The organism is Streptomyces murinus (assembly GCF_002154555.1).
Lineage (GTDB): Bacteria > Actinomycetota > Actinomycetes > Streptomycetales > Streptomycetaceae > Streptomyces > Streptomyces murinus.
Genome location: NZ_MUNF01000147.1, coordinates 1 through 24,746 on the forward strand (window position 1 = coordinate 1; position 24,746 = coordinate 24,746).

Genomic DNA, 24,746 nt, shown 5'->3' on the forward strand with positions numbered 1-24,746 from the left:
CCCCCGACCCCGCCGCCCATTTCACCGAGCACCTCGGCGAACTCCTCGCCTCACTCAGCCTGCTGGTCTTCGGCGCCGTACTGCTCGGCCCGACACTGGAGCACCTGAGCTGGCGCATCGTCGGCTATGCGATTCTCAGCCTCACCGTCGTCCGCATGGTGCCCGTGGCCCTCGCGCTCGCCGGCAGCGGGCTGCGAGGCCCCACGGTCGCCTACATCGGATGGTTCGGACCCCGTGGTCTGGCATCCGTCGTGCTCGGACTGCTGCTCCTTGAGGAAGAGCACGTCCAGGGAGTCGAGTTGATGGCGAGGGTCGTGGCGGTCACCGTCGGCCTGAGCGTGCTGCTGCACGGTGTCACCGCCGTCGCCCTCGCCGACCGGTACGGCGACTGGCACGAGAAGGCCACGACCGCGGGCGGGAAACTGCGCGAGGGAACCCCCGTTCCCGAGTCCGCCCGGGTCGCCCCGCGCAGAAACCGCCGCCCGTGAGTCAGGACGACGGGGGCTGGAGCACCGCGTCGATGACGTAGATGGTGGCGTTCGCGGCCTTGATGTTGCCGCAGACGATGCTCGCCTTCCCGTTGACCTTGAAGTCGGTGCCCGAGCCCGACGTGGTCAGCTTGCTGCCTTCCACCGTCGTGAAGGAGCCGTGGGAGAGTTCGTCCGGCGTGATCTGCTTGTCCACGACGTGGTAGGTCAGCACCTTCTTCAGCTGCCCCTGGTTCTTGAGCAGCGAGGTGAGCTGCGACGCGGTCACCTTCTGGAACGCCTGGTCACTGGGGGCGAAGACGGTGATGTGGGACTTACTGTCGAGAGTGCCGTTCAGGCGCGCCCTGACCGCGGCCGAGACCAGCTGGCTGAGCTGCGGATACGCGGCGGCGGCCTCGGTGACCTTGTCCTTGACCGTGTCGATCTTCTGGGAGACCGCCGGACATCCGGGACCGAACGTCCCCGACGGGCTGGGCGACGCGGCCCGTGCCTGGGCCTGCTGCGCCATACTTCCGAGCGCGAGCGGTACGGCGACCAGAGCCGCCGCGGTGGCCTTCGCTGTACGCATGCCGGTGAACCTCATGGCAACCCTCTTCCCGTGGAGGCGTGAACACTGCTGAGGCTGGGACCGCGGAAATCCTCGTTTCCGCGCGAATCCTCGATTCCGCGCACGGGGTGGGCGGCTGCCGCGCCACGGCCCTCGGCCATTCCCCGGCTGCCCAGCGAGCGTATCCAGCGGGTGCGGGTGAGCGCATCTCGAAGCCCGGCTGCGGCGCCCGGCGACGCGGCGCAGAATGGTCGTCGGGGGAGGAGCGACAAGGGGCCCGTGACCGGGTACTTCATACGGTTGAGCGAAGTGGTGTCGACATGTCCGAACCATCACAGAGCCAGAGCCCCGCCTGGCGGCGGATCCCCGAGGACGTCGCCGGCGCGGCCGTCACGGTGGCACGGGCCGCCGGACACGCGGCCCTCCACCCGAGGGCCACGATCGACCGCGCACGCCACCTGCCCGAGATCGTCCCCGCGCTCGGTCACGCGGTGAAACCGATCCTGACGGGCCGCATGGGCGACTGGCGCGGTGAGTACGCCTACACGCTCGGCGAGCAGGCGTTCGTCTACGGGTTCCCGTACATCTACAACGCCCGGCTGAGGCACGACTGGGTGACGCGGCCACGGAATGCGGCCACGATCCCGTACGCGCCCGTCAACCACTTCTGGCATGCCGAACGCCTGCTGGACGCGACGTACCGCGACGGCGGATGCCCCAACAACGACACCCTGTATTCGACGGCCTGGGTGCATCTGGGCAACGAGCCGGTCATCCTGTCCCATCCGGACATGGGCGACCGGTACTTCACCTTCGAACTGGTGGGGATCACCTCCGACAACTTCGACTACGTCGGTCAGCGCACCACCGGTTCCGACGCGGGCGACTTCGCCCTCGTCGGCCCGGGCTGGAAGGGCAAACTCCCCGCTGGAGTACGGCACGTGAAGAAAGCGCCGAGCCCCTGGGTGCTCATCCTCGGCCGCACTCTGGTGGACGGCCCGGACGACGTGCCCCGCGTCCGGGAACTCCAGGAGCAGTACCGGCTCACCCCGCTCAGCCTGTTCGGCAAGAAGGACGCGGAGGTCCCCGAGAGCCGTGACGTCCTGGTGCCCGTCCCTGCGGAGGAGGATCCGCTGGGGCCCTGGAAGACCCTCAATCTGATGCTGGCCGAGAACCCTCCGCCCTCCCGTCACCGGGTCCTGCTCCAGCAGTTCGCCCAGATCGGCATCGGCCCCGGCCTCGACGTCGAGGCCCAGCCGGAGGCCGTCAGACGAAGCCTGGCGCGGGCCGCCGCCGTCGGTGTGCCACTGCTCAAGCAGCAGATCCTCAGCGGCGATTGGGCCGAACTCGTCCACGGCTGGCGCTATCCGCCGCCAGAGATGGGACGCTTCGGCGACGACTTCCTCAAACGTGCCGCCGATCAGTCGCTGATCGGCGTCGCCGCCAACGACCCCGCCGAAGCGGTCTACCTGCTCAACTTCGAGGACGCGAACGGCGACAAGCTGGAGTCCGGCGGCCGGTACGAACTGCGTTTCCCCGGCCACGCGTTGCCCCCGGTGGACGCCTTCTGGTCACTGACCGCCTACGGGGAGGACATGAACCTCGTCCCCAACCCGGCCGACCGCTACTCGGTGGGCGACCGCAGCGCCGGCTTGCGGCGGGACGCGGACGGCGGACTGACCCTTCACCTCCAGCGCGAACGGCCCGAGGAGGACAAGGAAGCCAACTGGCTGCCCACCGCGGCGGACGGCACCTGGTTCGTGGCCCTGCGCATGTACCGGCCCAGCCCGGCGGTGATCGACGCGACCTGGCAATGCCCTCCCCTGACCCGCGTCGCCTGACCGCTCGTACCACCACCGCATCGCGGCGCCCCGCCGCCCGCCGACGCGCCTGGAGCGAGGAGAGGTGATGGCCGTGGTGGACGCGACCGTGGCAGCGGACGTCGTCGTGGTGGGCGCCGGGCTCGCCGGGCTGGCCTGTGCCCGCGACCTGGCCGCCGCCGGGCTCGGCGTCACCGTGCTGGAGGCGGACGACGCGGCGGGCGGCCGGATGCGGACGGACCGCGTGGACGGCTTCACGGTGGACCGCGGTTTCCAGGTCGTCAACCCCGCCTATCCGCAGCTGCGCCGCCGCCTGCCCGCGCGGTTCGTCGACCCGCGCCCCTTCCTGCCGGGCGTCCTGGTGCACACCGGTGACCGGCGGGTGCTGCTGGCCGACCCGCGCCGCCGCCCCGACGCGGTGGCCTCGCTGCTCTCCGGGCGGTTCGCCCGGCCGCGCGACCTGGCGGCGCTGGCCGCGCTCGGCGCCCGCGACGCGCTCGCCCCGGCCCGGACCATCAAGCACGCACCCGAGTACACCACCCGCACCGCACTGGCCGACGCGGGCTTCTCCGAACCGTTCGTGGAGGACTTCTTCCGGCCGTTCCTCTCCGGGGTCTTCCTGGAGGACACGCTGGAGACGTCCAGCCGGGTGTTCCACCTCGTGTGGCGCAGCATGCTGCGCGGCGCCCTGTGCCTGCCGGCCTTCGGCGTGCAGTCCGTCCCCCGCGCCCTGGCCGCGGCCCTGCCCGAGGGCACCGTACGGCTCGGCGCCCCCGTGTCCGGGCTCGCCGACGGTGCCGTACTCACGGCGGACGGTACGGAACTGCCGGCGCGTGCCGTCGTCGTGGCGACCGGCGCCGGTGCCGCCGCCCGGATGCTGCCCGGCCTCGACGTGCCCGCCCAGCGCACGGTCACCACGTACTACCACGTCGCCCCACGCTCCCCCCTGCGCCAGCCCGTCCTGCTGGTCGACACCCGCCGCCGCGTGCTGAACACCTGCGTCCTCAGCGAGGTCGCGCCCGAGTACGCGCCGCGCGGCAGCGCCCTCGTCGCCACCTCGGTGCCGGGCGACGACACCGAGCCCGGGCGCTCGGCCGTGGTCACGGCCCTGGCCGAGATGTACGGCACCGACACCACCGGCTGGGACCTGCTGGTCGCGCGCACCATCGAGGACGCGCTGCCCGCCATGCCGCCGCCCTGGCCGCTGACCCGAACGTGCCGTACCGGCAAGGGGCGTTACGTCTGCGGGGATCATCGGGGAACGGGTTCCGTCCAGGGCGCCCTCGCCTCCGGCGCACGGGCGGCCCGGGAGGTGCTGGAGGACCTCGGCGGAAAGTGAGCGCGACGCGGCTCCGCGGGACGTCACCGTGCCGATCACCTTGTGCGGGCGGGGAATTGGCGATACCCCTGACGCTGCGCCGCGCTTCCCACGCCCTTGCGCGCACGGAAACGGCCCTCGTGCCCGAGACAGACAGGAACTGACCGTGCCCCGTGAGTCCGCCGCCGAGCCCACCGAGCCGACCGTCTCCGCCGTACGCCCCGCCTCCGTGCTGCCCCCGGGCCGTCCGGCCGCGCAACTGCTCGCCGAACTGCGCAACTTGCGCGCGGCGGACGCGCCGACCCGGGGCGGCCGGACGTTCGCGTACGTCTACGACGCGGGGCTGCCCGACGTGGACGAGCTGACCGAAGCCGCGTACGGCGTGTTCGCCACGGTCAACGGCCTGGACCCGACGGTCTTCCCGAGCGTGGCCCAGCTGGAGAACGACGTGGTGGGCGCGGTCTCCGCGATCCTGGGAGTGCCCGGCGCGCAGGGCAGCTTCACCAGCGGCGGCACCGAGTCGATCCTGCTCGCCGTCAAGGCCGCCCGGGACCATGCCCGTTCCGTGCGCGGAGTGACCCGGTCGCAGCTGGTGCTGCCGTCGACGGCCCACGCGGCCTTCCACAAGGCGGCCCACTATCTGGGGCTGGAGCCGGTGGTGGTCCCGGTCGACCCGCTGACCTTCCGCGCCGACGCCCGGGCCGTCGCGAACGCGATCACCGAACGGACCGCCCTGGTGGTCGCGTCGGCACCGTCGTACGCGCACGGGGTGCTCGACCCCGTGGCCGAGATCGCCGCGGCCGCCGAGGCGCGGGGCGTGCTGTGCCATGTCGACGCGTGCATAGGCGGCTGGTTCCTGCCGTTCCTCGCCCGCGCGGGCCTTCCGATCGAACCGTTCGGCCTCTCGGTCCCGGGCGTCACCTCGATCTCGGTGGACCTGCACAAGTACGGCTACGCCCACAAGGGCGCCTCGGTCGTCCTGTACCGGGACGCCGAACTGCGCCGCCACCAGTACTTCGCGTACGCGGGCTGGCCCGGCTATCCGGTGGTCAACCCCACGGTGCAGGGCACCAAGTCCGGTGGGCTGCTGGCACAGGCATGGGCGGTGCTGCACCACCTCGGCCACGACGGATACACCGCCCTGGCCCGCTGTGTGGCCCTGGCCGCCGACCAACTGCTGCCCGGTCTGCGGTCGTTGGACGGCATCCGGGTGCTCGGCGACCCTGCGGGCAGCCTGATCGCGTTCACCGTGCACAGCTCGGCCGGCACGCCCGATCTGGGACTCGTGCTGCATCTGGCGGACGAGATGCGGGAGCGTGGCTGGTACCTCCAGCCGCAGCTCTCCTGCGACGGCCTCCCGCCGAACCTGCACCTGACACTGACCCCGGCGACCAGCGACCGGGTCGAACCACTGCTCGCCGACCTGGCCGAGTCACTGACGGCGGCGCGCGCGTGCGAGCCGGTCACCGTGGACCCGGCACTTGCCGAACTGGCCGCCACGCTCGACCCCGACACCCTCACTCCCGAGGACGTGGCGGGATTCCTGGCCTTCGCCGGGCTGGACGGCGCACAGGGCCTGCCGACCCGGACGGCCCCGGTACTGGCCCTGCTGGACGCGCTGCCGCCCCGGCTGAAGGAGCGGATGCTGACGGAGTTCGTGGGTTCGCTCTTCCGCATCTGATCCGCGGTACGGCACCCCCACGCGTCATCCGCGCCGGGACCGGCCCTCGCCCCGCGCCTGGTGGATGGCGTCCGACATCGCCTCCGCGGCACCGGACAGGACGCCCTTGGCCATACCGTGCCCGCCGGATCCCTTGAGCTGCCCGGGGAGTTCGGTGAGCCCGGCCGGCTTCCGCGGCCCCGATTCCAGGTCCAGGCGGTTGCACGCCTCGGCAAAGCGCAGATACGTGTCGACGCTGGCGACCACGACCCGGATGTCGATCTTGAGGATCTCGATACCGACGAGGGAGACCCGCACGAACGCGTCGATCACCAGCCCACGGTCGAGAATCAGCTCCAGCACGTCGTAGAGGCCACTGGAGCCGCCACCGCCACCACCCCGCGTCGCCACGGTCATCACGACCAACCCCTTGTCCCTCAGTTTGTCCCTCAGTCCCGAACGATCCCGTCGACACCGCGCCCGGCAGCGACGAAGGCTGCCCGATCCGTGTGACCCGACCCCCTGCGGTCAAACGCGTGTACGAGCCGACCGGCACGGCGATGACACCTGAAGCGGCGGAATCCAGCCGTTGCCCCGGCCGGCGTCCCGCGTGGGCGCGAACGGGCGGATGACGGCTGCGCGGGTCACCCCCGGTGGACCTCGGTGTCGCCGTTGACGGTGCGCAGAGTCAGCCGGTGCCGGTGGTCGGCGGAGCCGGCGGCCGGAATGTCCACGGTGGAGCGGCCGTTGACGGTACTCGCGTCGGTCGCGTACGGCGGCGCGCCCGCCGGAAGGGTCATGTGCACGGAGCCGTTCCGGGTCACACCCTCGAGCGCGTCGGGCGAGGTCGTGCACAGCAGGTCGACGTCACCGTTGACCGTCTCGGCCCCCACCTCGCGCGCCGCCAGGCCGGTCGCCCGGACGGAACCGTTACGGGTCACCAGGTGCTGACGGGCCCCCTTCGTGCCCGAATCCCGCACGGTGACATCGCCGTTGACCGTGCTGAGGCTCAACTCGCCCCGCACATCGCTCACATCGATCCCGGCGTCGTGGGCCCGCACGGTGAGCGTGACACCGCTGGGCACCCGGATCAGGGGCATCCCACCGCAGTTGTCCCTGGCCCGGTCGTCGCCCTGGTCGCAGGGCAGGTCGAGGGTGTGCGTGCTGCCGTCCCCGTCCCAGCGGGCGAGCGTCGTGCCGTCCACCGACACGCTGCCGTCGTCCGTGCCGACGACCCGCACGCCGCCCTGCGTGGTGATGACGAGTCGGCTGCCGTCCGCGAGAGCGGCCTTCTGGAAAGTTCCTCCGCGTTCGCCGGGCACGGCCCCCGGCACCGCCCGATCACCGCCGTGGCCGCAGGCCGTCAACGCGAGGAGCGACACCAGCGCACACCCGGCCCGGGCCAGGGGACCACGATGACGGGACGTGCGCCCGGAGTTCGAACGGCTCGGCCTGCTCCACGAAGACGTCATGGGGTGCGGGTGCCCGGGCGGAGCCGGTTTCGTGCACACCGATCACGGGGTCCGGCACGTGGTCCGGGAACTCCTCCGGCGCACCAGAAGCAGCCTGATGCTTGAGGCCGATCGACGCGCTGATCATCGTCTGCGCGACCGAGGGGGCCGCGTCCCGCCCCGACTCGTCGGCGATGGTGGCTTCGGCGGAGGCCGAGGTGTGGCCGGTGACCCGCGACCGTGCCCATCCTGCCGCCGCATGCGGCGGTTGACGTTTCCGGCGCGCGTTTGCGGGGAACCCACGGCCACCGATCGGTGTCGGCCGGGCTCACCCACTCACTCGGATTCGTAGGGGAGAAGTGTGTACTCGACGCGGAGGCGCCCCCTCGTCATGAGAGTTCACTTGCATGAATGATGCGACCAACCTATATTCGTGAGAGTCAGTTCTCACGAAGGGTGCACCAATGACCTCCCCTGTTTCGACCAGCAACACCCGTACCGTCGACCTCCCCGGAGGTCTCCCCGTGACCATCGAAGAGCGCGGAAGCAGTGCCGAGGGACGGGGGTTCCTGCTGCTGCACGGTGGTGCGGGCCCCCGGACGATGACCGGGCTGGCCGAGGCGCTGACCGAGCACGCGTACACCGTCGTTCCGACGCACCCGGGCTTCCAGGGGACGCCTCGTCCGGAGTGGGTCGACTCGCCGGCCGATCTCGCCTTCGCCTATCTGGACCTGCTCGACGTCCTCGGTCTGAGCGAGGTCATGGTGATCGGCAGTTCGATCGGCGGCTGGATCGCCTCCGAGATGGCCCTGCGTGACACCAGGGGCCGCATAGGCAGTCTCACCTTGCTCAACGCGGTGGGCATCCACGCGGTGCAGAAGAAGAACGCGGTCATCGACGTCCGCACCCTGGCGTCGGCCGAGCTCGCTCAACTGTCGTTCGCCAACCCGGCCTTCCGCCCCGACTTCTCCTCCTTCACCGACGAGCAGCGGGCGCAGGGGGCCGCCAACCAGCGGACCCTGGCGGTCTACGGGGGCGAGGAGTTCTCGTACGACCCGAAGCTGCGCGGGCGCCTGCACCGTGTCGACGTGCCGGTGCTGGTCGTCTGGGGCGAGCAGGACGGCATCGCCTCCACGACCTACGGTCGCGGCTACGCCAAGTCCTTCCCCAACGGCCACTTCACGCCCATCCCCGACGCCGGGCACTTCCCGCACATCGAGCAGCTGGGGCGCACGCTCGGGGCCATCGGCGACTTCGCCGACACCGTGGTGAACGCGCCGTCCGCGGCCTGAGGCCGACCTCGTTCGTGCGGGGACGCCCGGTCGGTGTCCCCGCACGAACACCGGCTCAGTCGTACTCCGTGGCCGGCGTGGTCGCGTAACGGGCCATGACCCGTACCGTGGCCGGACCCGTCGGCTCCCCGTCCCGGGTCGTCGCGTCGCGCAGGTCCCGGAAGTACTGCACATACAGGTCGGGCGTGAAGGTGTTGACCATCACCAGCGGTTCGTCGCCCGGGTTGGCGAAGGTGTGCGGTACGCCCGGCGGGACCATCACCAGCGTTCCGGGGGGCGCCTCGTGCTCGTCGTGGCCCACGGTGAAACGGGCCGTGCCGGAGACCACGTAGAAACCCTCGTCGTGTTCGGCGTGGCGGTGCTGGGGCGGGCCGGCGCTGTGCGGGGCGAGGGTGATCTCCCCGATTCCGAGACGGTGCGCGGTCGTGCCGCCGTCCTCCAGGATGCGTACTCTCGCCGGTCCCAACTCGATCACCTCGCCGCCGTCAGGGGGGATGATCGCGACGCTGTTCATGGCCAGACTCCTTCATGAGAGTTACCTCGCATGAAAGTAGGCTGGTCGCATCGTATGATGCAAGTCTTGATCGTAGGAAAAGACGCCTCCCCGCCGCGGACCGAAAGGTGGATCCATGTCCCCGCAGACCTCGCCGGCTTCCGGTATGACCGGCCGCGCGAACCAGAAGCTGCGTACCCGGCGGGCGATCGTGCAGGCCGCGGCCGAACTGAGCCGCACCGGACGCGACGTGACGATGACCGAGATCGCCGCGTCGGCCCTCGTGTCCGAGGCCACGGCCTACCGTTACTTCCCCGATCTGGTCAGCCTCCTCCAGGAGGCCGTCGCCGGCCAGCTCCCCGGTCCGGGCGAGGCGCTCACCGGTGTCGAGCACTCCACGGATCCGGTGGAACGCGTCGCCGCCGCGACCGAGTTCCTGCTGCGCCACGTACTGGCCCGGCAGGGCGTGGTCCGCGCCATGATCGCCGGAACCATCGCCCGCCCCGAACGGTCCGCCCGTCCCGGTCTGCGCTTCGGGCTGATCGACCACGCGCTGGCCCCGCAGGCCGAGACGATCGATCCCGCCGCGCTGGAGCAACTGAAACGCGGCCTCGCCGTGGTGGTCAGCGCCGAGGCGCTCTTCAACCTCACCGATCTGTACGGTCTGGACCCGGAGGACGCCATCGCCAGTGTGGTGGCGACCGCGACGTCCCTCACTCGCGCCGCCCTGGATCCGGTGACGAAGGATCCGGTGACGAAGCCGTCTCGCTGACGCCCCGTCGGGATGCCGCACCGATGGCGCCGAGGCGCATCTCCCGCTCAAGGAGGGCCCGGAAGGTGCGCGGAGGCCGGCCCGTGAGGCGCTGGACCGTGTCGGTGGTGCGGTCCTCAGCGCCTTCGGCGATGGCGCGGTCCATGCCGGCCAGTATCGCGGCGAACTCCCTCGGCAGTTGCGCCGTGAGCCGGTCGCGCATCTGCTCGTAGGACAGGCGGCGATGGGTCACCGGCCGCCCGGTGACCTCGGTGAGGGTGGTGGCGATGTCGTCGTAGCTCAGTGCCTCGGGTCCGGTGAGGACGAGATCGGTGTCGGGGGCCCGTTCGTCGGTCAGGGCGCGGACGGCTACGGCCGCGATGTCCTCGGCGTCGATGAAGCCGACCCGGCCGGCTCCTGTGGCGGTCCAGATGGCGCCTTCGTCGCGGATGCTCCGGCTGTGCGCGTGCGCGCCGGTGAAGTTCTGCATGAACCATGAGGGCCGTAGAACCGCCCATTGGCCGAACAGGCCGGGCAGCGCCCGGTGCACCGATCCCACCGCCGGGCCGCCTTCGGGGATCGCCGAGGAGCTCAGCAGGACCGCGCGGCGCACACCCGCGGCGCGGGCCTGCCTAAGGAACGGCAGCATGATCGCCGCGGGGTCGGACTCTCCCAGTGGCGGGATGAGGTAGACGCGGTCGACTCCGTCGAGGGCGGTCGCGTGGGTGTCGGGGTCGTACCAGTCGAAGGCGACCGGCTCGGCGCCCGCGACCGGGGTGGCCCGACGGGCGGCGGCCCTGACGCGATGGCCCGCGGCCGTCAGCTGCGCGGCGGTTCGGCTGCCGGTGGTGCCGGTGGCGCCGATGACCAGGGTGGTGCCGGTGGTGCTCATCGGTTGCTCCCGGTGAAGTCGGTGCCGGACTGCTGGACGGCGAGGGGGTTCCAGTAGTCACGGTAGGAGGTGAACCGCCCGTCCCGAACGGTCACGACGGCGATGTACGTCATGTCGAAGGGGGCGTCGGTCTCCACCATGCGGCCGACGCCGCGCATCTCGACCACGATCGTCTCCGGCTCGGTGGTCCGATGGATCCGCAGGTCGGGGAAGTCGTGCAGATCGATGTGGTCGGGATAGGGGCGCATATAGGCGGCGATGGCCTCCTTGCCGTCCAGGCGCCGGGGCCAGCCGTCGGGGGCGAAGGGGAACTCCATGAGGCCGTCCTCGGCCCACAGCGCCACCCAGGCGGGAATGTCCTTGTCGAGCAGTAGTCGCAGGCTGTGGCGGTACAGCTCCGCCGGGGAAGTCGGTGCGGACATGGGTGTCCTCCAGCTCGTAGAATCCGGACTGTGGGTCCGTTTCGACGATACGGACCGCGGGTCCGCTTTGCAAACGAGGGGGCGGCCTGGATGAGGAGGAGCGGCATGGACGAAGGAGTGGCATGACGGAGCGCAGGTCCCGCAAGGACGCCGCCCGTAACCGGGAGGCGGTGCTGGCGGCCGCTGACGACCTCTTCACCCGCTGCGGCAGCCCCGAGGACGTCACGATGGCCGATGTCGCGGCGGCGGCCGGCGTCGGCAAGGGCACGATCTTCCGGGCGTTCGGCGATCGCGCCGGGCTGCTTCGCGCGCTGTACGAGGTACGGCTCGAACCGATCAGGGAGGCGGTCGAGGCCGGACCGCCGCCGCTGGGGCCCACGGCCGCACCGCGGGACCGTGTACCCGCGCTGCTTGACGCCGTCCTGTGTTTCAAACTCGACAACCGGCGCCTCGCGCTGGCCCTGGAGGAGGGCGGGAGCGGCAGCCCGTACCGGGCGGAGCACTACGGGCGGTGGCACGGCCTGCTCCAAGCCGTACTGGAGCAGATCCCCGGCCTGCCCGACAGCGACTTCACCGCCCACGCCCTGCTCGCCGCGACGCGAGCCGACCTTGTGGAGCACCTGGCCGGAGAGGAGCGCGTACCGCGGGAGAAGATGCGGGCGCAACTGGCGGACTTCACCGCCCGGTTGCTGGCCTGTGACCCATCGCAAGGAGTGGCCGCAGGGGAGTGATGGAGGGGCGGGCAAGTCGGTGCGAGTCAAAGCACCGTGGGAAACTGCCCGCTCCTCTCAAGAGCCTCTCCATCGGGCCGCGGAACACCGAGAGTTGATGACTCGGGACCCGCTATGCCACTCGGCGGCGTCGGCGTGGTCCGGGGCTGGTCACCGGGCGCGTTCCGGGGAGTGGTCCGCGTTCGCGCTGCCGTCGCGCCGCCGGGTGCGGACCGCCCAGGCCGCTCCGCCGAGGGCGAAGCCGTAGACGGAGACCAGGCCGTGGCCGTTGTCCTGGGTGAGCCACATCGCAAGGCCCAGTGCCGGGACGCCGATCGCCAGGGCGAGTTCCTTGGGGAGGCGGGTGCGGGTGAGGAAGGCCAGGGCGAGGGTGGCGCCGAGGAAGTAGGTGGCGCCGGAGCTGCCGGCGAAGTTCCGGGGGTCGGTGCTGGGGCCGTCGCCGAAGCCGAGCAGGGTGTCGATGCGGCCGGGCAGCACGATGCCGGCGAGGAAGAAGCCGAGGGTCAGCGGGCCGCCCCAGTACCACTGGGCGAGCGCGGCGACGACGGCCAGGGTGACGAGGTTCCACGCGGCGCCGAGGAGGCCGCCGTTCTGCATGAACACCGAGGTGAACTCGCGCCACCAGCCGGACCTGGCGGGGTCCGCGTCCAGCGCGTCCATGGCGCCGGACCAGACCAGCTGGAGCAGGACGCCGCCGACGGCGATCGCGGTCAGGGCGGCCGCCGCCCAGGGGATCGGCCGCCCGCGCAGGGTGTCCCGGCCGACCACCCCGAGACCGCAGTTGACCATCATGACCATCAGTGCGGCCGTGGTCACGTTGAAGACGATCGCCCCCATGTCTGCCACTTCCCCCCGGACTTCGGCGTTTCAAACGCCGTTCGAAAATTTGACGACGCAAAACTAACACGGTTTTCGAACGATGTTGGAAAACGCTGTACGGTGAACTCATGAAGCTCACCAAGGAGCGCATCGTCGACGCGGGGATGGCCGTCTTCGCCGAGGTCGGCTACCAGAACCTGTCCATGCGTCAGGTCGCCGACCGCGTGGACGCCCACGCCGGCAGCCTCTATTACCACGTACGCGGCAAAGAGGAACTGCTCGCCCTGATGGCCGACCGGGTCTGCCGCCGCGCCTATGACGCGGGCACCACCGCCCTGGCTGCCCTTCCGTCCGCCACCACCTGGCAGGACCGCGTCGAAGCCCAGGCCACCGCCCTGCGCGCGGAGATCAAGGAGCACCCCGGGGGCGCCCAACTCCTCGCCGAGAGCCCCGGCATGCTCAGCACCGGCGCGTTCTCCCTGATGGAACGCCTGCTGCGGACCCTGCTCGACGGCGGACTGCCCGCCGCCCACTGCGGGATCGCCGCCGACACCCTGCTCAGCCATGTCACCGGCTTCGTACTCCAGGAACAGAACCAGCCGACCGCCCCACCGGCCGTCACCGCCGAGCTCTACGCCGACCTGTGCGAGCGATTCCCCCTGCTCATGGGCGACTTGATCCCTCGGCTGAGCGACGACGAGAAGTTCAGCCGAAGCGTCCGCCTGCTCTGCACGGGCTTCGCCGCGCTCGGCTAGGACGCCTGTCCGGTGTCCGGGGCGGCAGGCGGGGTGTCGGCCGCGGCCGGGGGCAGTGCCTGTTCGGTCCAGATGGTCTTGCCGCGGCGGGTGCGGCGGGTGCCCCAGCGGTCGGTGAGCTGGGCGACCAGAAGCAGTCCGCGGCCGCCCTCGTCGGTGGTCCGGGGGTGCCGCACATGCGGGGCCGCGCTGTTGCAGTCGGTGACCTCGCAGATCAGCGAGCGATCCCGGATCAGCCGTACCTGAATGATGCCCGGCGCGTACCGGATGGCGTTGGTGACCAGCTCGCTGACGATCATCTCCGTCGTGAACACGAGGTCGGACAGCCCCCAACTGGCGAGCTGCCGCTCGGCCAGGGTGCGGGCGGTGGCCACGATCGCCGGATCGCTGGGGAAGGTCCAGGACGCCACCTGGTCGTCGTGCAGGACGCGGGTCCGGGCGAGGAGGAGTACGACGTTGTCCTCGGTCCGTCCGGACAGCTGCCCGTAGATCACCGCGTCGCACGCCTCCCGTACGGACGTGTGCTGCTGGGCGAGGACACGGCGCAGCCGGGCGACGTTCGCGCTGTCCTCCGGCGCCCCGCCGACGAGCCCCTCGGTGTACAGGGCGATCAGGCTGCCCTCCGGCAGCTCCGTCTCCCATGTCTCGAAGGACGGTCCGTCGGAACCCAGCGGCGGTCCGGACGGCGCGTCGGCGGGCACCACATGCCCGTCGGGGAGCGCGAGCAGCGGCGCGGGATGGCCGGCGCGGGCCACGACCAGGCGCCGGTTCACCGGGTCGTAGACCGCGTAGGCGCAGGTGGCGGAGGTGGGCTGGACCTCCAGCGGGTCATTGGCGGTGGCCGGGTGGCCCTCTGCGGCGAGTTCGAGCACCAGGTCGCCCAGGTGCGCGAGGACCTCGTCGGGGGCCAGGTCCAGGGCGGCCAGGCTGTGGATCGCGGCGCGCAGCCGGCCCATGCCCGCCACGGCGCGCATGCCGTGCCCCGCCACGTTGCCGACCACCAGCGCGGTCCGCGCGCCGGACAGTGGGATGACGTCGTACCACGGGCCGCCCGCGTGCCCCGGCAGATAGCTGAACGCCGCCTCGACGGCATTCTGGACGGGCAGCCGGCCCGGCAGCAGGCTGTTCTGGAGGACGAGGGCGGAGGTGTGCTCGCGCGTGTAGCGGCGGGCGTTGTCCAGGCCCAGGGCGGTGTACGCGGCGAGCTCTTTGGCGATGGTCAGATCGCCGTCGTCGAACGGCGCGGAGGTCACGGAACGGTAGAAGGTGGCCACGCCGAGCACGACCCCGCGGGCGGCCAGCGGGACGACCATCATCGAGTGCACCCGCCCGGCGTGTATGCGGTCGGCGCGGAGCTGATCGTGCGCCAGCCATGCGCCGTCCTCGACCTTCCGGATCAGCCGGGGCCGCAGATCGGCCAGGCACTGGGTGAGCGGTGTGGGAAAGCGGTAGGAGGCCTTCTCGTCGATGGCGTAGGCGGGCTGAAGTCCGGCGGCCCCGGTCGTGCGGAACGCCGTGCGCCGGAAGGTCATCTCGGGGGGTACCGGGCCGGGCTCGGGTGCCTCGCCCCGATACACGGAGTCGAGCACGTCCACGCTGATGGCGTCGGCCACGCGGCCCACCGCGGTCTCGGCCAGTTCCTCCGCGGTACGAGCCAGGCCGAGGGTCGTACCGATGCGCATGCTGGCGTCGTTGAGGAGTTCGAGACGGGCCCGGTACCGATGGCGCTCGGTGATGTCGATGGCCAAGGTCGCCACGCCGAGGGGTGCTCCCGCGGGGTTGCACAGCCGGAAGGCCGACAGGGAGAACATGTGTTCGTCGTGGGGGTCGGCGGGCGGATACCCGGGCTGGACGAAGTCGATGACGGGCTCGCCCGTGCTCAGGACCTCCCGCATCAGGCGCTCGGCCGTGTCGGTCACCACGGTCGGCGCGACCTCCCGGGCCGGTCTGCCGACCACGCCCTCGGCGGGCACGCCGCGCATCCCGGGCGAGGCGACGTTGAAACGCATCAGACGCAGATCGGTGTCCAGGACGTGCAGCCCGACCGGTGACTCGGTCAGCAGCGCGTCGAGGATCGCCCGGTCGAACTCGCACGGGTACGTGTCGCGGGTGGGGGTGAGGAAGACGGTCCATGTCTCCGGGCCCTCGACGGCCGGGCGGGGACACATCCACCATTCGACCTCGACGGGATGTCCGGTCCGGTCGCGCAGGCGTACCCGGCAGCCGCCACAGCCCGGCGGGGCGTGCGGGAGGCCCGGCCCCTCGGCGGGGTCCGGGCGGACGAGCAGCGACGACAGCGGCCGGCCCACCATCTCCTGGGACCGGTGGCCGAGGAGCCGCTCCGCCTCCGGGCTCCACTCGGTGATCGTCCCGTCGGCGTCCAGGAGGATCACGGCCCGCGGTGTCGCCGGTATGTCGCCGCTCTGTCCCGCGCCCGCAGTGGTCATGGCAACCCTCCCGTTCTGGAGGAGGCCGGCGTCGCCCGTTCGTCAGCTACGTTCAGGGTGGCAGACGAACGGGCCGCTCGCGCGGTCGGGGACCGCGCAGAAGGCGGCTCGACGATCGGCATCCCGCACAGGTCCGGGCGCCGGGGGCGGGCGCCCCTGTGACCACATCAGGCCGACTATGCGTGACAGCTCCCGCGCGCACCGCAACCACCCATAGAGTCGCTCCAGTTGACGGGAAGGAAACGAGATGTCCCTTGACCTGACCGAGCTGACGCGGTTCGGCCGTGCGCTGGAGGAGGCGCATTCGCTGCTGGAGGCGGACCGCAAACGCCTGGAGCAGCGGTGCGATCGGGCATCGCGCGCGGATGCCACGGCAGGCGGCCCCACACAGACGCTCTACGGCGTCACGCTCATGTCCGGGGCCATGTCCCAGGCGCTCACCCGGGTCGCCCTGGCCGCAGGCTACTCCGCCCTCGGCATGGACGAGCGGGCCGAGCACGAGCTCGTGACGGCGCGGATGTACCCGGTGGGCTTCCCCTCCGGTGCGGATCGCATGGCCCGTCCGCTCGGCGAAGCGACCGTACAGGCCATGGAGATGATCCGGGACCTCGGCTTCTTCGACGCGGAGATCTCCATCGCGGTCGATGTGGCCCTCGCCGCCCCGCAGGCGACGTATCCACCGGCCGACTGGGACGAGTACGAGCGGCAACGGCGCTCCCAGGCCGAGTGACCGGCCGCGGGCAGGCCGCCGGTCGGCTGCGGCCTGCGGTGCCGGTCAGGTGGCCGGCACGGGCGTGAACCGCACCGGCAGGCGCCGCGGTCCGCGGGTGAAGACGCCCTCCTCGACCGGCTCGAAGCCGTCCGCGAGGCGCATGTCGGGCATGGCGTCCAGTAGTTGGCCGACACCGGTCTCGATCTCCGCCTTGGCTAGCAGCGCGCCCACGCAGAAGTGCCGGCCGCGCGCGAAGGCGACGTGGTCGGCCGCGGCGGAGAAGGCGGTCGCGGTGGTCAGGTCGTCGCGGAAGATGTCGAAGCGGTCGGGGTCGCGGAAGCGGCTCTCGTCGCGGTTGGCGGCGCCGATCAGGCAGGTGACGGTGGCACCCGCGGGAATGGTGCCGCCGCTGAGCGTCACCTCGGTCGCGGACTGCCGCATGATCATATGCACGGGTGGGGTGTATCGCAGCGTCTCGGCGAAGGCCCGCGGGATCAGATCCCGGTCCGCGCGGACGGCGGCGAACTGGTCAGGGTGGCGCAGCAGGTTCGCGAAGATACCGGCCACCGCCTTGTCGGTGGTCTCGCCGCCGGCCGCGAGCAGCAGGCTGCAGAACGCCTTGATGTCCTCGTCGCTCATCCGCACCCCGTCGACCTCCGCGGCGCAGAGCGTGGACAGCAGGTCATCACCCGGGTTCTCGCGGCGTTCCCGGATGACCGGCAGCATGTACGCGGCGAACTCGACACGGGTCCGCTCGCCCGCCGCGGCCACCTCGGGGTCGCCCGAGAGGTTGCCGAGGAAGGCGATGACGGACGTGTACCAGCGGTGGAAGCGTGCGTGGTCCGCCTTGTCGAGGCCCAGCATGTCGGCGATCACGTTGACCGGGAAGCGGGTGGCGTAGTCGTCGACCAGGTCGGCGGCGCCGGAGTGCCGGAAGGCGTCGATCAGTTCGCGGGAGTTGCGCTCGATGACCGGGAGGAACTTCTCCCGGAGGTCGGAGCCGCGGAAGGCCGGGGCGACCAGGGCGCGCCGCACGGCGTGCTCGCGGCCGTCGAGCTGGAGGATCGTCCTGCCGTGCACGGGCTCGATCTGCCAGTCGTAGTTGTCGGTGGTGAACTCGCCGTTCCTGTCCTTGAAGACGCGCTCGACGTCTGCGTAGCGCGAGATGAGGTAACTCCGCGTGGCCTCGTGCCAGATGAGGGGCGCGGTGTCGCGCATCAGGCGGTACGCCGGGTAGGGGTCTGCGGCGAACGCGGGCGAGAGGATGTCGGGCACCTGCGCGGTGGACATGGGGCTCCCTCGGATCCGGTGACCGGCCTATGACACAAGCCGTGCCGGCAGCCGGTCAAGGAGGCCGGGCGCCAAGTGGTGGCACCGAGTGTCTGGACGAGCGGTCGGCGCCTTCTTCCGTTTGCGGCGGCATGCCCGGCGGGGTTCAGTGAGTACGGACCCTCGGAACAGCGCCCTCGTGGATCGCCGGCGCGCGCCGTCCAGGAGCAGGAGCCGCCATGCGATCACGTCCGGGCGTGGCACGACCCCGGGGTACTCGTCCGAGGAGGATCCCATGTCGCACCATCACCACAAGTCCAATGAGCAGGTCGAAGGAAACCCGGACACCGGTCACGGCCGCGGTATGCCGCGCCGGCCCGACGAGGCGGAACTCGCCGAGCGCACCCGTGAGGACCGGCGGGATGTGAAGGAGGAGCAGGCGGAGATGGAGCGCGAGGAGGACTGACGGTCACCGTTCATACGCCCGCTCGCACCGATACTCACCCTCCAGGAGGCTTGCATGTCCTCGAAGAGACGCCGTAAGAAGAAGGCACGCCGCAACCACGCCGCCAATCACGGCAAACGCCCCCAGTCCTGAGAGACCGAGGCGCGCGTGCGCACGGTCCTCGGAAACGGCGAGGCGCCGCCCTCCCGGTCGGGGGGCGCCATGGTGCTGTCAGGTTCTGTGCCGAGCATCCGCTCCAGATAGTGGGCGCTCGGTGTGGCCGGTATCGACCCGGGCCGGGCTCAAGGCGTCCAGGGCCGGGTCCGCGGCCGAGCGGTCACTCGTCCGGGTGCGGCGCGGCCGGGCCCGAGGGCGCGACGCGCGGCGGCCGGGCGTGGCTTCGGACCGTTGGCGGCCGGGACGGCCGGGTCAGGGCGGAGGCGTTCAGTAGCGAGCCGCACCGCGATGGTCGGGTGATGACCGACCGCCGGCCGCTGGGCACCGGACCCGCCATCGTCGACGCGTTCCGCACACGGGACACCGACCGCCGACTCGGCGCGCCCCGCGGGCCGGACGCCGGTCAGCCGCCGTAGTCGGGCAGCACCAGCCCGGAGTGCGCCGCACGCCCCTCCTCCGCGCCTGAGGTCACCAGGGCCCGCGCCGCCGACCTGGGGTCCCGCACCAGCGTGTTGCGGGCCTCCAGTTGCTCGCGCGTGGTGGGCGTGACCACGGTGCCGCCGCCGGTGGCCAGTGCCTGGTTGCGCTCCGCGAAGGGTCGCAACCGGCGCTCGTACGCGGCGAAGGCCTCCTGGTGGCCGGCGTGCGTGGCCAGCTCGCCGGCCAGGATGTAAGCGCCCACCAGCGCGACGCTCGACCCCTGCCCGGACAGGAACGAGGTGGCGTGCGCGGCGTCACCGGCCAGTGCCACCCGGCCGTGCGACCACGTGGGCAGGTGGATCTGGCTGACGATGTCGAAGAACAGGTCGTCGGCCTCCCGCATCGCCGTCACCAGGCGCGGCAGGTGCCACACCTGCTCCGGGAAGCGGTCCGCCGCCAGGTCGCGCTGCGCCCGCGGGTCGCGGAACGCCTCGAAGGGGGGCGTCTCGCGGGTGAAGGTGAGGAAGCCGTGCAAGCGGTCCGACGGCTCGTGGGCGTACAGCACCGCGCTGCGGCCCGGCTCGTTCCAGATCGCGGCCTCGTGCATGAGCCCGAACTCGTTCGGCAAAGTGAATCCCGCGAAGACGTGCCCGAGGTAGCGGTGGAAGGGCTCCTCGGGGCCGAACACCAGCCTGCGTGTGTTCGAATGCAGTCCGTCCGCCCCGATGACCAGGTCGAAGCTGCGGTGGGCGCCGCTGTCGAACACGACGTGCACGGCGTCGCCGTCGTCGTCCAGCGTGGCGATGGAGTCCTCGAAGAGGAACTCGACCCGGTCGCGCAGCGGCGTGTACAGCGCGTCGGCCAGGTCGCCGCGCCGGACCTCCAGGTCGAGGCCGGCCGCGCCGCCGGTCATCTGCTCGGGCGCGAGCGAGCCGACCGTCTCACCCGCCGCGTCGATGAACGTGATGCGCTGGGTGTCGACGTGCGCTGCCCTCAGCCGCGGCAGCAGGCCCATGCGGTCCACGGCCTCGCGTGCGGTGCCGCGTATGTCGATGGCGTAGCCGCCGCCGCGCACGGTCGGGGCCTTTTCCACGACGGTGACCTCGAAGCCGTAGTGGTCGAGCCAGTGGGCGAGCGCGGGGCCGGCGATGCTCGCCCCGGAGATCAGGACGCGGCGTACCGGGCGGGAGGCGTGGGGCATGGCGGATCAGTCCTTTCGATGGAAGGAGGATGCCTACCTTAGGTATCCTTTTAGAGGTCGTGCGGCAGTGGCCGGCGCGAACCGTCCCCACCAATATAGATAACTAACTCAGGTATGCAAATGGAGGTGTCATGACCCCCGAGTCCCCCGGGGTGTCCGGACCGGAGACTCCCCACTCCGATCTGCTCGCCGTGTTGCCCCGGATTACCCAGCTCAGCGCCGCCTTCAGCAAGGGCCGCCTCGTCGAGCGGGCCGCCGAGGCGGCCGGTCTCACCCTCGACCGGCCCGCGATCGGCGTCCTGCTCTGCCTGCGCACGGCCGACGGGGCGCTGCGGATCGGCGAGATCGCCGAACGCATGCAGGTCGTCGGCCCGCACATCACCCGCCAGGTCCAGGCACTGGAGAAGCGCGGTCTGGTACAGCGCGTCGCGGACCCCCACGACCGACGCGCCAGCCTCGTCGAACCCACCGAGGCCGGCCGGGAGGCGGCCGACCGGTACGTGACCTCGCTCTTCGGCTGGTTCACCGACGCGCTCGCCGACTGGGCCCCGCGGGACCGCGACGACCTCGCCCGCCTGCTGACCCGGCTCACCGACGACGTGACGGCCCGGCTGGCCCGGCTGGAGGACGAGGACTGAACCTCCGCTTGAGCGGAGCGGTGGGTCCCCTCCCTCTCAGTTCACCCGCCCGACGAACCACCTGCCCGACCGTCACGACAAAGGCCGTTGCCGTACTAGACCGCGCGCGGACCGCCCTCCGCCAGCAGGTACAGGTCCTTTGAGGTGCTGATCAGTTCCTGTTCCTCCTGCCGGGAGCCGACCATCGGCCGTGATCCGTTCAGCGGCATCTGGGCGCTCTCCGGGAGGAACCGCACCGTGATCAGACCGATGGCCCCGGCGAGCATCAGGTAGTACGCGGGTGCCAGATTGTCGCCGGTGAGATTGACCAGCGCCTCGGTGACCAGCGGTGTCGTACCGCCGAACGCGGCCACCGCGACATTGAAGCCGATGCCCATGGCGGCATAGCGCACCGCCGTCGGGAACAGGGCGGGCAGGGTGGCCGCGCTGGGCGCCGCGAAGCATGCCAGCAGGGTGGCGAGGATCAGCATCCCGAGCAGCGGCAGCCAGGTCCCCCCGCTCATGAGCAGCAGGAACGACGGGACCGCGAGGACGATCATGGCGGCCGCGCTCACCGCGTAGACCGGGCGCCGGCCGACGCGGTCGCTGAGCCGGCCGATGAACGTGATCAGCAGCACGATCCACAGCATGCCGATGAGGACCAGCAGGTCGGCGAAGGTGGGGGAGTGGTGCAGGTCCTCGGTCAGATAGGTCGGCATGAACCCGGTCACCATGTAGTTGGTGACGTTGTAGAGCAGCACGATGCCCATGCACAGCAGCAGCTCACGCCAGTGTCTGCCGATGATGTCCTTGAACTCGCCGCCCACCGAGGCCTGGGCGAGGCTCTTCTCGTGCTCGTCCAGCTGCTGCTGGAAGGCCGGGGACTCCTCCAGCCTGAGCCGGATGTAGAGGCCGATCGCGCCGAGCGGACCGGCGATCAGGAACGGCACCCGCCAGCCCCAGGAGAGCATCGCGGCGTCGCTCAGGGTCAGGTTCAGCACGGTGACCAGGGCGGAACCGAGCGCGTAGCCGACGAAGGTGCCGAAGTCGAGCCAGCTGGACAAGAAGCCCCGGCGGCGGTCCGGCGCGTACTCGGAGACGAACGTGGAGGCCCCGCCGTACTCGCCCCCGGTCGAGAAGCCCTGCACCATCCGGGCGATCAGCAGCAGCACCGGAGCCGCGACACCGATGGTCGTGTAGCTCGGGATCAGGCCGATGGAGAAGGTGCCGGCCGCCATCATGATCATGGTGGTGGCCAGCACCTTCTGCCGGCCGACCCGGTCCCCGAGCGGTCCGAAGACGAGCCCGCCGAGCGGTCGCACCACGAAGGCGGCGGCGAACGTCGCGAACGAGGAGATCAGCTGGGCGGTCGGTGAGGCGGACGGGAAGAACACCTTGCCGATGATCGCGGCCAGGTAGCTGTAGATGCCGAAGTCGAACCACTCCATGCAGTTGCCCAGCGCGGAGGCGCCGACCGCGCGCCGGAGCAGGGGGCCCTCGACGATCTGGATGTCGTCCTCGCGGAAGGCCCGTTTGTTACGGCGCAGCCGCCGGGTCAGCTCTTCCCGTACCTGTCGGGGCAGCTCCACGACGGACTTCGGCAGCCTGGTGTCCCCGGGCCGGCCGGTGGACCCGTCGGACGTCGCATCACTCACGCGGCAGTCAGCCCTTCGCCGTCGGCAGGATCACCCACCGAATCCTGTGCCCGCCGCACGCGGTGCGCGCGCTGGGACGTCCGTCCGGGCGTACGGTCCCCTCGGGCGTACGGCCCCTCCAGGCGTACGACCGGACGGACCTTGTACGACTCGGACGGGTCGGACGGGTCATGCGGGGTCCGCGACGGGGGGTGCGGTGGGTGCGGCGGGATTCGGGATGCCGGGTGTGGGTGCGTACTGGGCGGCCTGGGCGTCGAACATGGCGGCGTACCGGCCCTGTGCGGCGATGAGTTCGTCGTGCGTGCCCTGTTCGACGAGGCGCCCCGCGTTGAGGACGTAGATCCGGTCGGCGTGCCGGACCCCGGACATGCGGTGGGTGACCAGGACGACGGCCCGGTTCGGGGCGGCGAGGCGGCGGATGCGGTCGAAGGCTTCGATCTCGGCTTCGGGGTCGAGCGCGGAGGTGGGCTCGTCGACGATGAGGACACCGTCCGCCTGCGAGGTCGAGCTGCGCCAGTGCGTACGGGCCAGGCCCACCTTCTGCCACTCGCCGCCGGACAGTTCGATGGCGCCGCGGAACATCCGGGCCAGCAGGCTGCGCAGGCCGTCGGGGAGCTTGGCGATGACGGGGCCCGCGCCGGCGTAGTCGACCGACGGTCCAAGGCCCTCCGGTGTGACGGCGTGGGCGGGCCTGCCGAGCCGGATGTTCATCGCCGCGGTCACCGGCCAGCGCTGGAAGTCCTGGGTGAGCAGCGAGACGCGTTCGAAGACCTGTGAGCGGTCGAGCCCGGTGATGTCCGCCGGGCCCCAGCGCAGGGTGCCGCTCTGGGGCAGCAGCAGCCCTGAGAGGATCTTCATCAGCGTGCTCTTGCCGGAGCCGTTCTCGCCCACCACGGCGGTGACCGAGCCCATCGGCAGGGTCAGCGACACCCGGTCCAGGGCGGCCGTGTCACGGTCGGGGTAGCGGTAGGTGACCCGGTCCAGGACGACCTCCTCGACCTGCTCGGGTACCGGCTCGCCGCCCGAGGGGATGACGCGCCGCGCGGCCTGGGTCAGGAACCGGCCGTGGTCGCGGACGTAGAGCGATTCCTCGTGCAGCTGGTTGACGTTCATGACCAGCGCGCCCAGACTCGCCGATCCGGTGCGCACCGCGATCACGGCGGTGCCGGCGATGGCGAGGCTCATATGACCGGCCGTGATCAGCCAGAACATGGTCCCGTAGGTGGCGGCCACGGCCAGGCCCGACAGCGCGGAGGCGACCCATTCGGTCAGGGCCTTGCTGGAGGCGAGGCGTTCCTGCTCCGCCTCGGCGCTCTCGGCCATGCGCTGGTAGCGGCTGAGGAGGAAGGCGCCGACGGCGTGGAGGCGTACTTCCTGGGCGGCGGTGCGCTCGGTGAGCAGATTGCCGATGAGGCGGCCGGCTCGTACATGCTCGATCCAGCTCATCACCGATACGTATCGCTCCTGGGCCACGCGCATGGCGCCCCATCCGCGCGGGGCGGCGATGAGGATCAGCATGGGCAGCAGGACCGGGTGCAGCACGGTGAGGACGCCGGCGGTGGTGACCAGGGAGATGAGTCCGTTCAGCGCGGCGACGCAGGCACCGATCATGCGGCGGGCGGCGCTGGGGCCGTGCTCGGCGACATCGACGAGCCGCCGGAAGTCGGGGTCGTCGATGGCCTCCAGTTCGACGGCGACGGCGGCGGCCAGGTACTGGGCGATGGCGATCCGCTCGACCTTCGGCTCCAGGCGTCCCGCGCGAGAGGTGGACCAGGCGGAGAGGGCGGAGTTGACGACGGCGACGGCGGCCGCGGCGAGCAGACCGGGTAACAGCGCGTGCAGGCGCTGGGCGGCGGTGCCGCTTCCGGCGAGCAGGGCGTGCATGACGGCGTTGACGGCGAGCAGACTCACGGCGGCGGCGACGCCCTGGCCGATCTCACTGACCGCCACGGCGAGCAGCGCGCGCCGGTCGGCCTGCCACGCCATGCGCAGCGTGGCGCCGACGAGCGCGGGCATCGAGCGCAGCGCGGACATCATGGTCAGGTCCAGCCCCGCGTGCTCGTGCTGGGACCAGCCCAGGTCATAGCGCAGCGGTCCGCCGAACAGCTCCGACTCGGCGTCGGAGACCAGTGGCTCCGCCATCTTCACCGGTCCGAAGAACCTCTTCACAGGGCGCCTCCCGAGGTGACCCAGTTCCGTGCCCGGTATGACGGGCGTGGGTGAGCATGCGGAAGATAGCGCCGTTGGGTGGTGGTGCGTCGGGATTTTTCCCGGGGGTGTACTCGGAACGGTGCTTCGGGGGTTCAGCCCTGCTTGGGCGCTGTGATGGGCACCAGGCGCAGGGTGAAGGAGTGACCGGCCGGG

25 protein-coding genes are annotated in these 24,746 nt (G+C 71.3%); 13 read left to right on the top strand and 12 right to left on the bottom strand.

The genetic code is table 11. The features are described 5' to 3' along the window. Window positions 1–488: cation:proton antiporter domain-containing protein (locus CCN72_RS11315; protein WP_341868871.1), on the top strand; the 488-nt coding region annotated here is incomplete at its 5' end. A 1-nt stretch (window position 489) separates the two neighbouring features. Here CCN72_RS11315 and CCN72_RS11320 read toward each other — a convergent pair. Further along, window positions 490–1,056 carry a fasciclin domain-containing protein gene (locus CCN72_RS11320; protein WP_244174190.1) on the bottom strand — a complete coding sequence of 189 codons (567 nt, stop codon included), beginning with the start codon at window positions 1,054–1,056 and terminating at the stop codon, window positions 490–492. Window positions 1,057–1,355: 299 nt separating this feature from the next. Between CCN72_RS11320 and CCN72_RS11325 the strand changes: the two genes are divergently transcribed. From CCN72_RS11325 to CCN72_RS11335, 3 genes are all read left to right on the top strand, one after another. Next, window positions 1,356–2,876: a DUF1254 domain-containing protein gene (locus tag CCN72_RS11325; protein ID WP_086807403.1), complete on the top strand. Its 1,521-nt coding sequence runs from the start codon at window positions 1,356–1,358 to the stop codon at window positions 2,874–2,876. A gap of 67 nt (window positions 2,877–2,943) precedes the next feature. Beyond that, complete coding sequence (locus tag CCN72_RS11330) at window positions 2,944–4,194, top strand: NAD(P)/FAD-dependent oxidoreductase (RefSeq protein ID WP_086807404.1); 1,251 nt, start codon at window positions 2,944–2,946, stop codon at window positions 4,192–4,194. A 208-nt stretch (window positions 4,195–4,402) separates the two neighbouring features. Further along, entirely contained in the window at window positions 4,403–5,854 is a 1,452-nt protein-coding gene (locus CCN72_RS11335; protein ID WP_086807420.1) for a pyridoxal phosphate-dependent decarboxylase family protein, read from the top strand. Between the two features lie 24 nt (window positions 5,855–5,878). Here the strand turns inward: CCN72_RS11335 and gvpJ are convergent, their stop codons facing one another. Together gvpJ and CCN72_RS11345 are read right to left on the bottom strand one after the other, a co-directional pair. Continuing rightward, entirely contained in the window at window positions 5,879–6,250 is a 372-nt protein-coding gene (gvpJ, locus tag CCN72_RS11340) for a gas vesicle protein GvpJ (protein WP_086807421.1), read from the bottom strand. Window positions 6,251–6,477: 227 nt separating this feature from the next. Continuing rightward, window positions 6,478–7,215 carry a DUF4097 family beta strand repeat-containing protein gene (locus tag CCN72_RS11345; protein WP_244174191.1) on the bottom strand — a complete coding sequence of 246 codons (738 nt, stop codon included), beginning with the start codon at window positions 7,213–7,215 and terminating at the stop codon, window positions 6,478–6,480. Window positions 7,216–7,406: 191 nt separating this feature from the next. Between CCN72_RS11345 and CCN72_RS39955 the strand changes: the two genes are divergently transcribed. Both CCN72_RS39955 and CCN72_RS11350 read left to right on the top strand, forming a co-directional pair. Beyond that, complete coding sequence (locus tag CCN72_RS39955; protein ID WP_208637974.1) at window positions 7,407–7,556, top strand: hypothetical protein; 150 nt, start codon at window positions 7,407–7,409, stop codon at window positions 7,554–7,556. 252 nt (window positions 7,557–7,808) lie between these two features. Continuing rightward, window positions 7,809–8,576 (top strand): alpha/beta fold hydrolase, encoded by a 768-nt coding sequence (locus tag CCN72_RS11350; protein WP_244174192.1) that lies wholly within the window; start codon window positions 7,809–7,811, stop codon window positions 8,574–8,576. 55 nt (window positions 8,577–8,631) lie between these two features. Here CCN72_RS11350 and CCN72_RS11355 read toward each other — a convergent pair whose 3' ends face one another. Continuing rightward, window positions 8,632–9,090: a cupin domain-containing protein gene (locus CCN72_RS11355; protein ID WP_086807407.1), complete on the bottom strand. Its 459-nt coding sequence runs from the start codon at window positions 9,088–9,090 to the stop codon at window positions 8,632–8,634. Between the two features lie 115 nt (window positions 9,091–9,205). On the opposite strand from CCN72_RS11355, the gene CCN72_RS11360 reads away from it, so the two are divergent. Then, on the top strand, window positions 9,206–9,841 hold the full coding sequence (locus CCN72_RS11360; RefSeq protein WP_086807408.1) for a TetR/AcrR family transcriptional regulator: 636 nt from the start codon (window positions 9,206–9,208) through the stop codon (window positions 9,839–9,841). Here the strand turns inward: CCN72_RS11360 and CCN72_RS11365 are convergent. Both CCN72_RS11365 and CCN72_RS11370 read right to left on the bottom strand, forming a co-directional pair. Next, a complete protein-coding gene (locus tag CCN72_RS11365; RefSeq protein ID WP_086807409.1) occupies window positions 9,783–10,712 on the bottom strand; it encodes an NmrA family NAD(P)-binding protein in 930 nt (309 codons plus the stop codon). The genes CCN72_RS11360 and CCN72_RS11365 overlap by 59 nt on opposite strands. Then, the gene (locus CCN72_RS11370; protein WP_086807410.1) at window positions 10,709–11,134 is read right to left on the bottom strand and encodes a nuclear transport factor 2 family protein; all 426 of its coding nucleotides are present in this window, start codon (window positions 11,132–11,134) and stop codon (window positions 10,709–10,711) included. The genes CCN72_RS11365 and CCN72_RS11370 overlap by 4 nt, the downstream gene beginning before the upstream one ends. Window positions 11,135–11,256: 122 nt before the next feature. Between CCN72_RS11370 and CCN72_RS11375 the strand changes: the two genes are divergently transcribed. Next, the gene (locus CCN72_RS11375) at window positions 11,257–11,865 is read left to right on the top strand and encodes a TetR/AcrR family transcriptional regulator (RefSeq protein ID WP_086807411.1); all 609 of its coding nucleotides are present in this window, start codon (window positions 11,257–11,259) and stop codon (window positions 11,863–11,865) included. Window positions 11,866–12,015: 150 nt separating this feature from the next. On the opposite strand, the gene CCN72_RS11380 is transcribed toward CCN72_RS11375, so the two are convergent. Continuing rightward, window positions 12,016–12,681 (bottom strand): hypothetical protein, encoded by a 666-nt coding sequence (locus CCN72_RS11380; protein ID WP_143664082.1) that lies wholly within the window; start codon window positions 12,679–12,681, stop codon window positions 12,016–12,018. Between the two features lie 131 nt (window positions 12,682–12,812). Between CCN72_RS11380 and CCN72_RS11385 the strand changes: the two genes are divergently transcribed. After that, a complete protein-coding gene (locus CCN72_RS11385) occupies window positions 12,813–13,439 on the top strand; it encodes a TetR/AcrR family transcriptional regulator (protein ID WP_086807413.1) in 627 nt (208 codons plus the stop codon). On the opposite strand, the gene CCN72_RS11390 is transcribed toward CCN72_RS11385, so the two are convergent. Beyond that, a complete protein-coding gene (locus tag CCN72_RS11390; protein WP_244174193.1) occupies window positions 13,436–15,886 on the bottom strand; it encodes a SpoIIE family protein phosphatase in 2,451 nt (816 codons plus the stop codon). The two genes, CCN72_RS11385 and CCN72_RS11390, sit on opposite strands and share 4 nt — an antisense overlap. 247 nt (window positions 15,887–16,133) lie before the next feature. Here CCN72_RS11390 and CCN72_RS11395 point away from each other — a divergent pair, with 247 nt between their 5' ends. Further along, window positions 16,134–16,616, top strand: a complete 483-nt coding sequence (locus tag CCN72_RS11395) for a hypothetical protein (RefSeq protein ID WP_086807414.1) — start codon at window positions 16,134–16,136, stop codon at window positions 16,614–16,616. 45 nt (window positions 16,617–16,661) lie between these two features. Here the strand turns inward: CCN72_RS11395 and CCN72_RS11400 are convergent, their stop codons facing one another. Beyond that, window positions 16,662–17,888 carry a cytochrome P450 gene (locus CCN72_RS11400; RefSeq protein WP_086807415.1) on the bottom strand — a complete coding sequence of 409 codons (1,227 nt, stop codon included), beginning with the start codon at window positions 17,886–17,888 and terminating at the stop codon, window positions 16,662–16,664. Window positions 17,889–18,162: 274 nt separating this feature from the next. Here CCN72_RS11400 and CCN72_RS39585 point away from each other — a divergent pair, with 274 nt between their 5' ends. Both CCN72_RS39585 and CCN72_RS41780 read left to right on the top strand, forming a co-directional pair. Further along, window positions 18,163–18,333, top strand: a complete 171-nt coding sequence (locus CCN72_RS39585) for a hypothetical protein (RefSeq protein WP_164932471.1) — start codon at window positions 18,163–18,165, stop codon at window positions 18,331–18,333. Between the two features lie 54 nt (window positions 18,334–18,387). Beyond that, a complete protein-coding gene (locus CCN72_RS41780; protein WP_466384113.1) occupies window positions 18,388–18,465 on the top strand; it encodes a 50S ribosomal protein bL37 in 78 nt (25 codons plus the stop codon). Between the two features lie 427 nt (window positions 18,466–18,892). Here CCN72_RS41780 and CCN72_RS11405 read toward each other — a convergent pair whose 3' ends face one another. After that, complete coding sequence (locus CCN72_RS11405) at window positions 18,893–20,110, bottom strand: FAD-dependent monooxygenase (RefSeq protein ID WP_086807416.1); 1,218 nt, start codon at window positions 20,108–20,110, stop codon at window positions 18,893–18,895. A 131-nt stretch (window positions 20,111–20,241) separates the two neighbouring features. On the opposite strand from CCN72_RS11405, the gene CCN72_RS11410 reads away from it, so the two are divergent. Continuing rightward, a complete protein-coding gene (locus CCN72_RS11410; protein WP_086807417.1) occupies window positions 20,242–20,748 on the top strand; it encodes a MarR family winged helix-turn-helix transcriptional regulator in 507 nt (168 codons plus the stop codon). A 95-nt stretch (window positions 20,749–20,843) separates the two neighbouring features. On the opposite strand, the gene CCN72_RS11415 is transcribed toward CCN72_RS11410, so the two are convergent. Together CCN72_RS11415 and CCN72_RS11420 are read right to left on the bottom strand one after the other, a co-directional pair. Continuing rightward, window positions 20,844–22,382, bottom strand: coding sequence for an MFS transporter (locus CCN72_RS11415; protein ID WP_086807418.1), 1,539 nt, complete (start codon window positions 22,380–22,382; stop codon window positions 20,844–20,846). 168 nt (window positions 22,383–22,550) lie between these two features. After that, window positions 22,551–24,551 carry an ATP-binding cassette domain-containing protein gene (locus CCN72_RS11420; protein ID WP_086807419.1) on the bottom strand — a complete coding sequence of 667 codons (2,001 nt, stop codon included), beginning with the start codon at window positions 24,549–24,551 and terminating at the stop codon, window positions 22,551–22,553. Window positions 24,552–24,746: the final 195 nt, after the last annotated feature.

Excerpts from the sequence above, each read along its gene's own strand:
- CCN72_RS11400 (WP_086807415.1), bottom strand. The coding sequence starts at position 17,888 with ATGTCCACCGCGCAGGTGCCCGACATCCTCTCGCCCGCGTTCGCCGCA.
- CCN72_RS11385 (WP_086807413.1), top strand. The coding sequence starts at position 12,813 with ATGAAGCTCACCAAGGAGCGCATCGTCGACGCGGGGATGGCCGTCTTC.
- gvpJ (WP_086807421.1), bottom strand. The coding sequence starts at position 6,250 with ATGACCGTGGCGACGCGGGGTGGTGGCGGTGGCGGCTCCAGTGGCCTC.
- CCN72_RS11375 (WP_086807411.1), top strand. The coding sequence starts at position 11,257 with ATGACGGAGCGCAGGTCCCGCAAGGACGCCGCCCGTAACCGGGAGGCG.
- CCN72_RS11405 (WP_086807416.1), bottom strand. The coding sequence starts at position 20,110 with ATGCCCCACGCCTCCCGCCCGGTACGCCGCGTCCTGATCTCCGGGGCG.
- CCN72_RS11325 (WP_086807403.1), top strand. The coding sequence starts at position 1,356 with ATGTCCGAACCATCACAGAGCCAGAGCCCCGCCTGGCGGCGGATCCCC.
- CCN72_RS11330 (WP_086807404.1), top strand. The coding sequence starts at position 2,944 with ATGGCCGTGGTGGACGCGACCGTGGCAGCGGACGTCGTCGTGGTGGGC.
- CCN72_RS11410 (WP_086807417.1), top strand. The coding sequence starts at position 20,242 with ATGACCCCCGAGTCCCCCGGGGTGTCCGGACCGGAGACTCCCCACTCC.
- CCN72_RS41780 (WP_466384113.1), top strand. The coding sequence starts at position 18,388 with ATGTCCTCGAAGAGACGCCGTAAGAAGAAGGCACGCCGCAACCACGCC.
- CCN72_RS11360 (WP_086807408.1), top strand. The coding sequence starts at position 9,206 with ATGTCCCCGCAGACCTCGCCGGCTTCCGGTATGACCGGCCGCGCGAAC.
- CCN72_RS11355 (WP_086807407.1), bottom strand. The coding sequence starts at position 9,090 with ATGAACAGCGTCGCGATCATCCCCCCTGACGGCGGCGAGGTGATCGAG.
- CCN72_RS39585 (WP_164932471.1), top strand. The coding sequence starts at position 18,163 with ATGTCGCACCATCACCACAAGTCCAATGAGCAGGTCGAAGGAAACCCG.
- CCN72_RS11390 (WP_244174193.1), bottom strand. The coding sequence starts at position 15,886 with ATGACCACTGCGGGCGCGGGACAGAGCGGCGACATACCGGCGACACCG.
- CCN72_RS11370 (WP_086807410.1), bottom strand. The coding sequence starts at position 11,134 with ATGTCCGCACCGACTTCCCCGGCGGAGCTGTACCGCCACAGCCTGCGA.
- CCN72_RS11365 (WP_086807409.1), bottom strand. The coding sequence starts at position 10,712 with ATGAGCACCACCGGCACCACCCTGGTCATCGGCGCCACCGGCACCACC.
- CCN72_RS11320 (WP_244174190.1), bottom strand. The coding sequence starts at position 1,056 with ATGCGTACAGCGAAGGCCACCGCGGCGGCTCTGGTCGCCGTACCGCTC.
- CCN72_RS11395 (WP_086807414.1), top strand. The coding sequence starts at position 16,134 with ATGTCCCTTGACCTGACCGAGCTGACGCGGTTCGGCCGTGCGCTGGAG.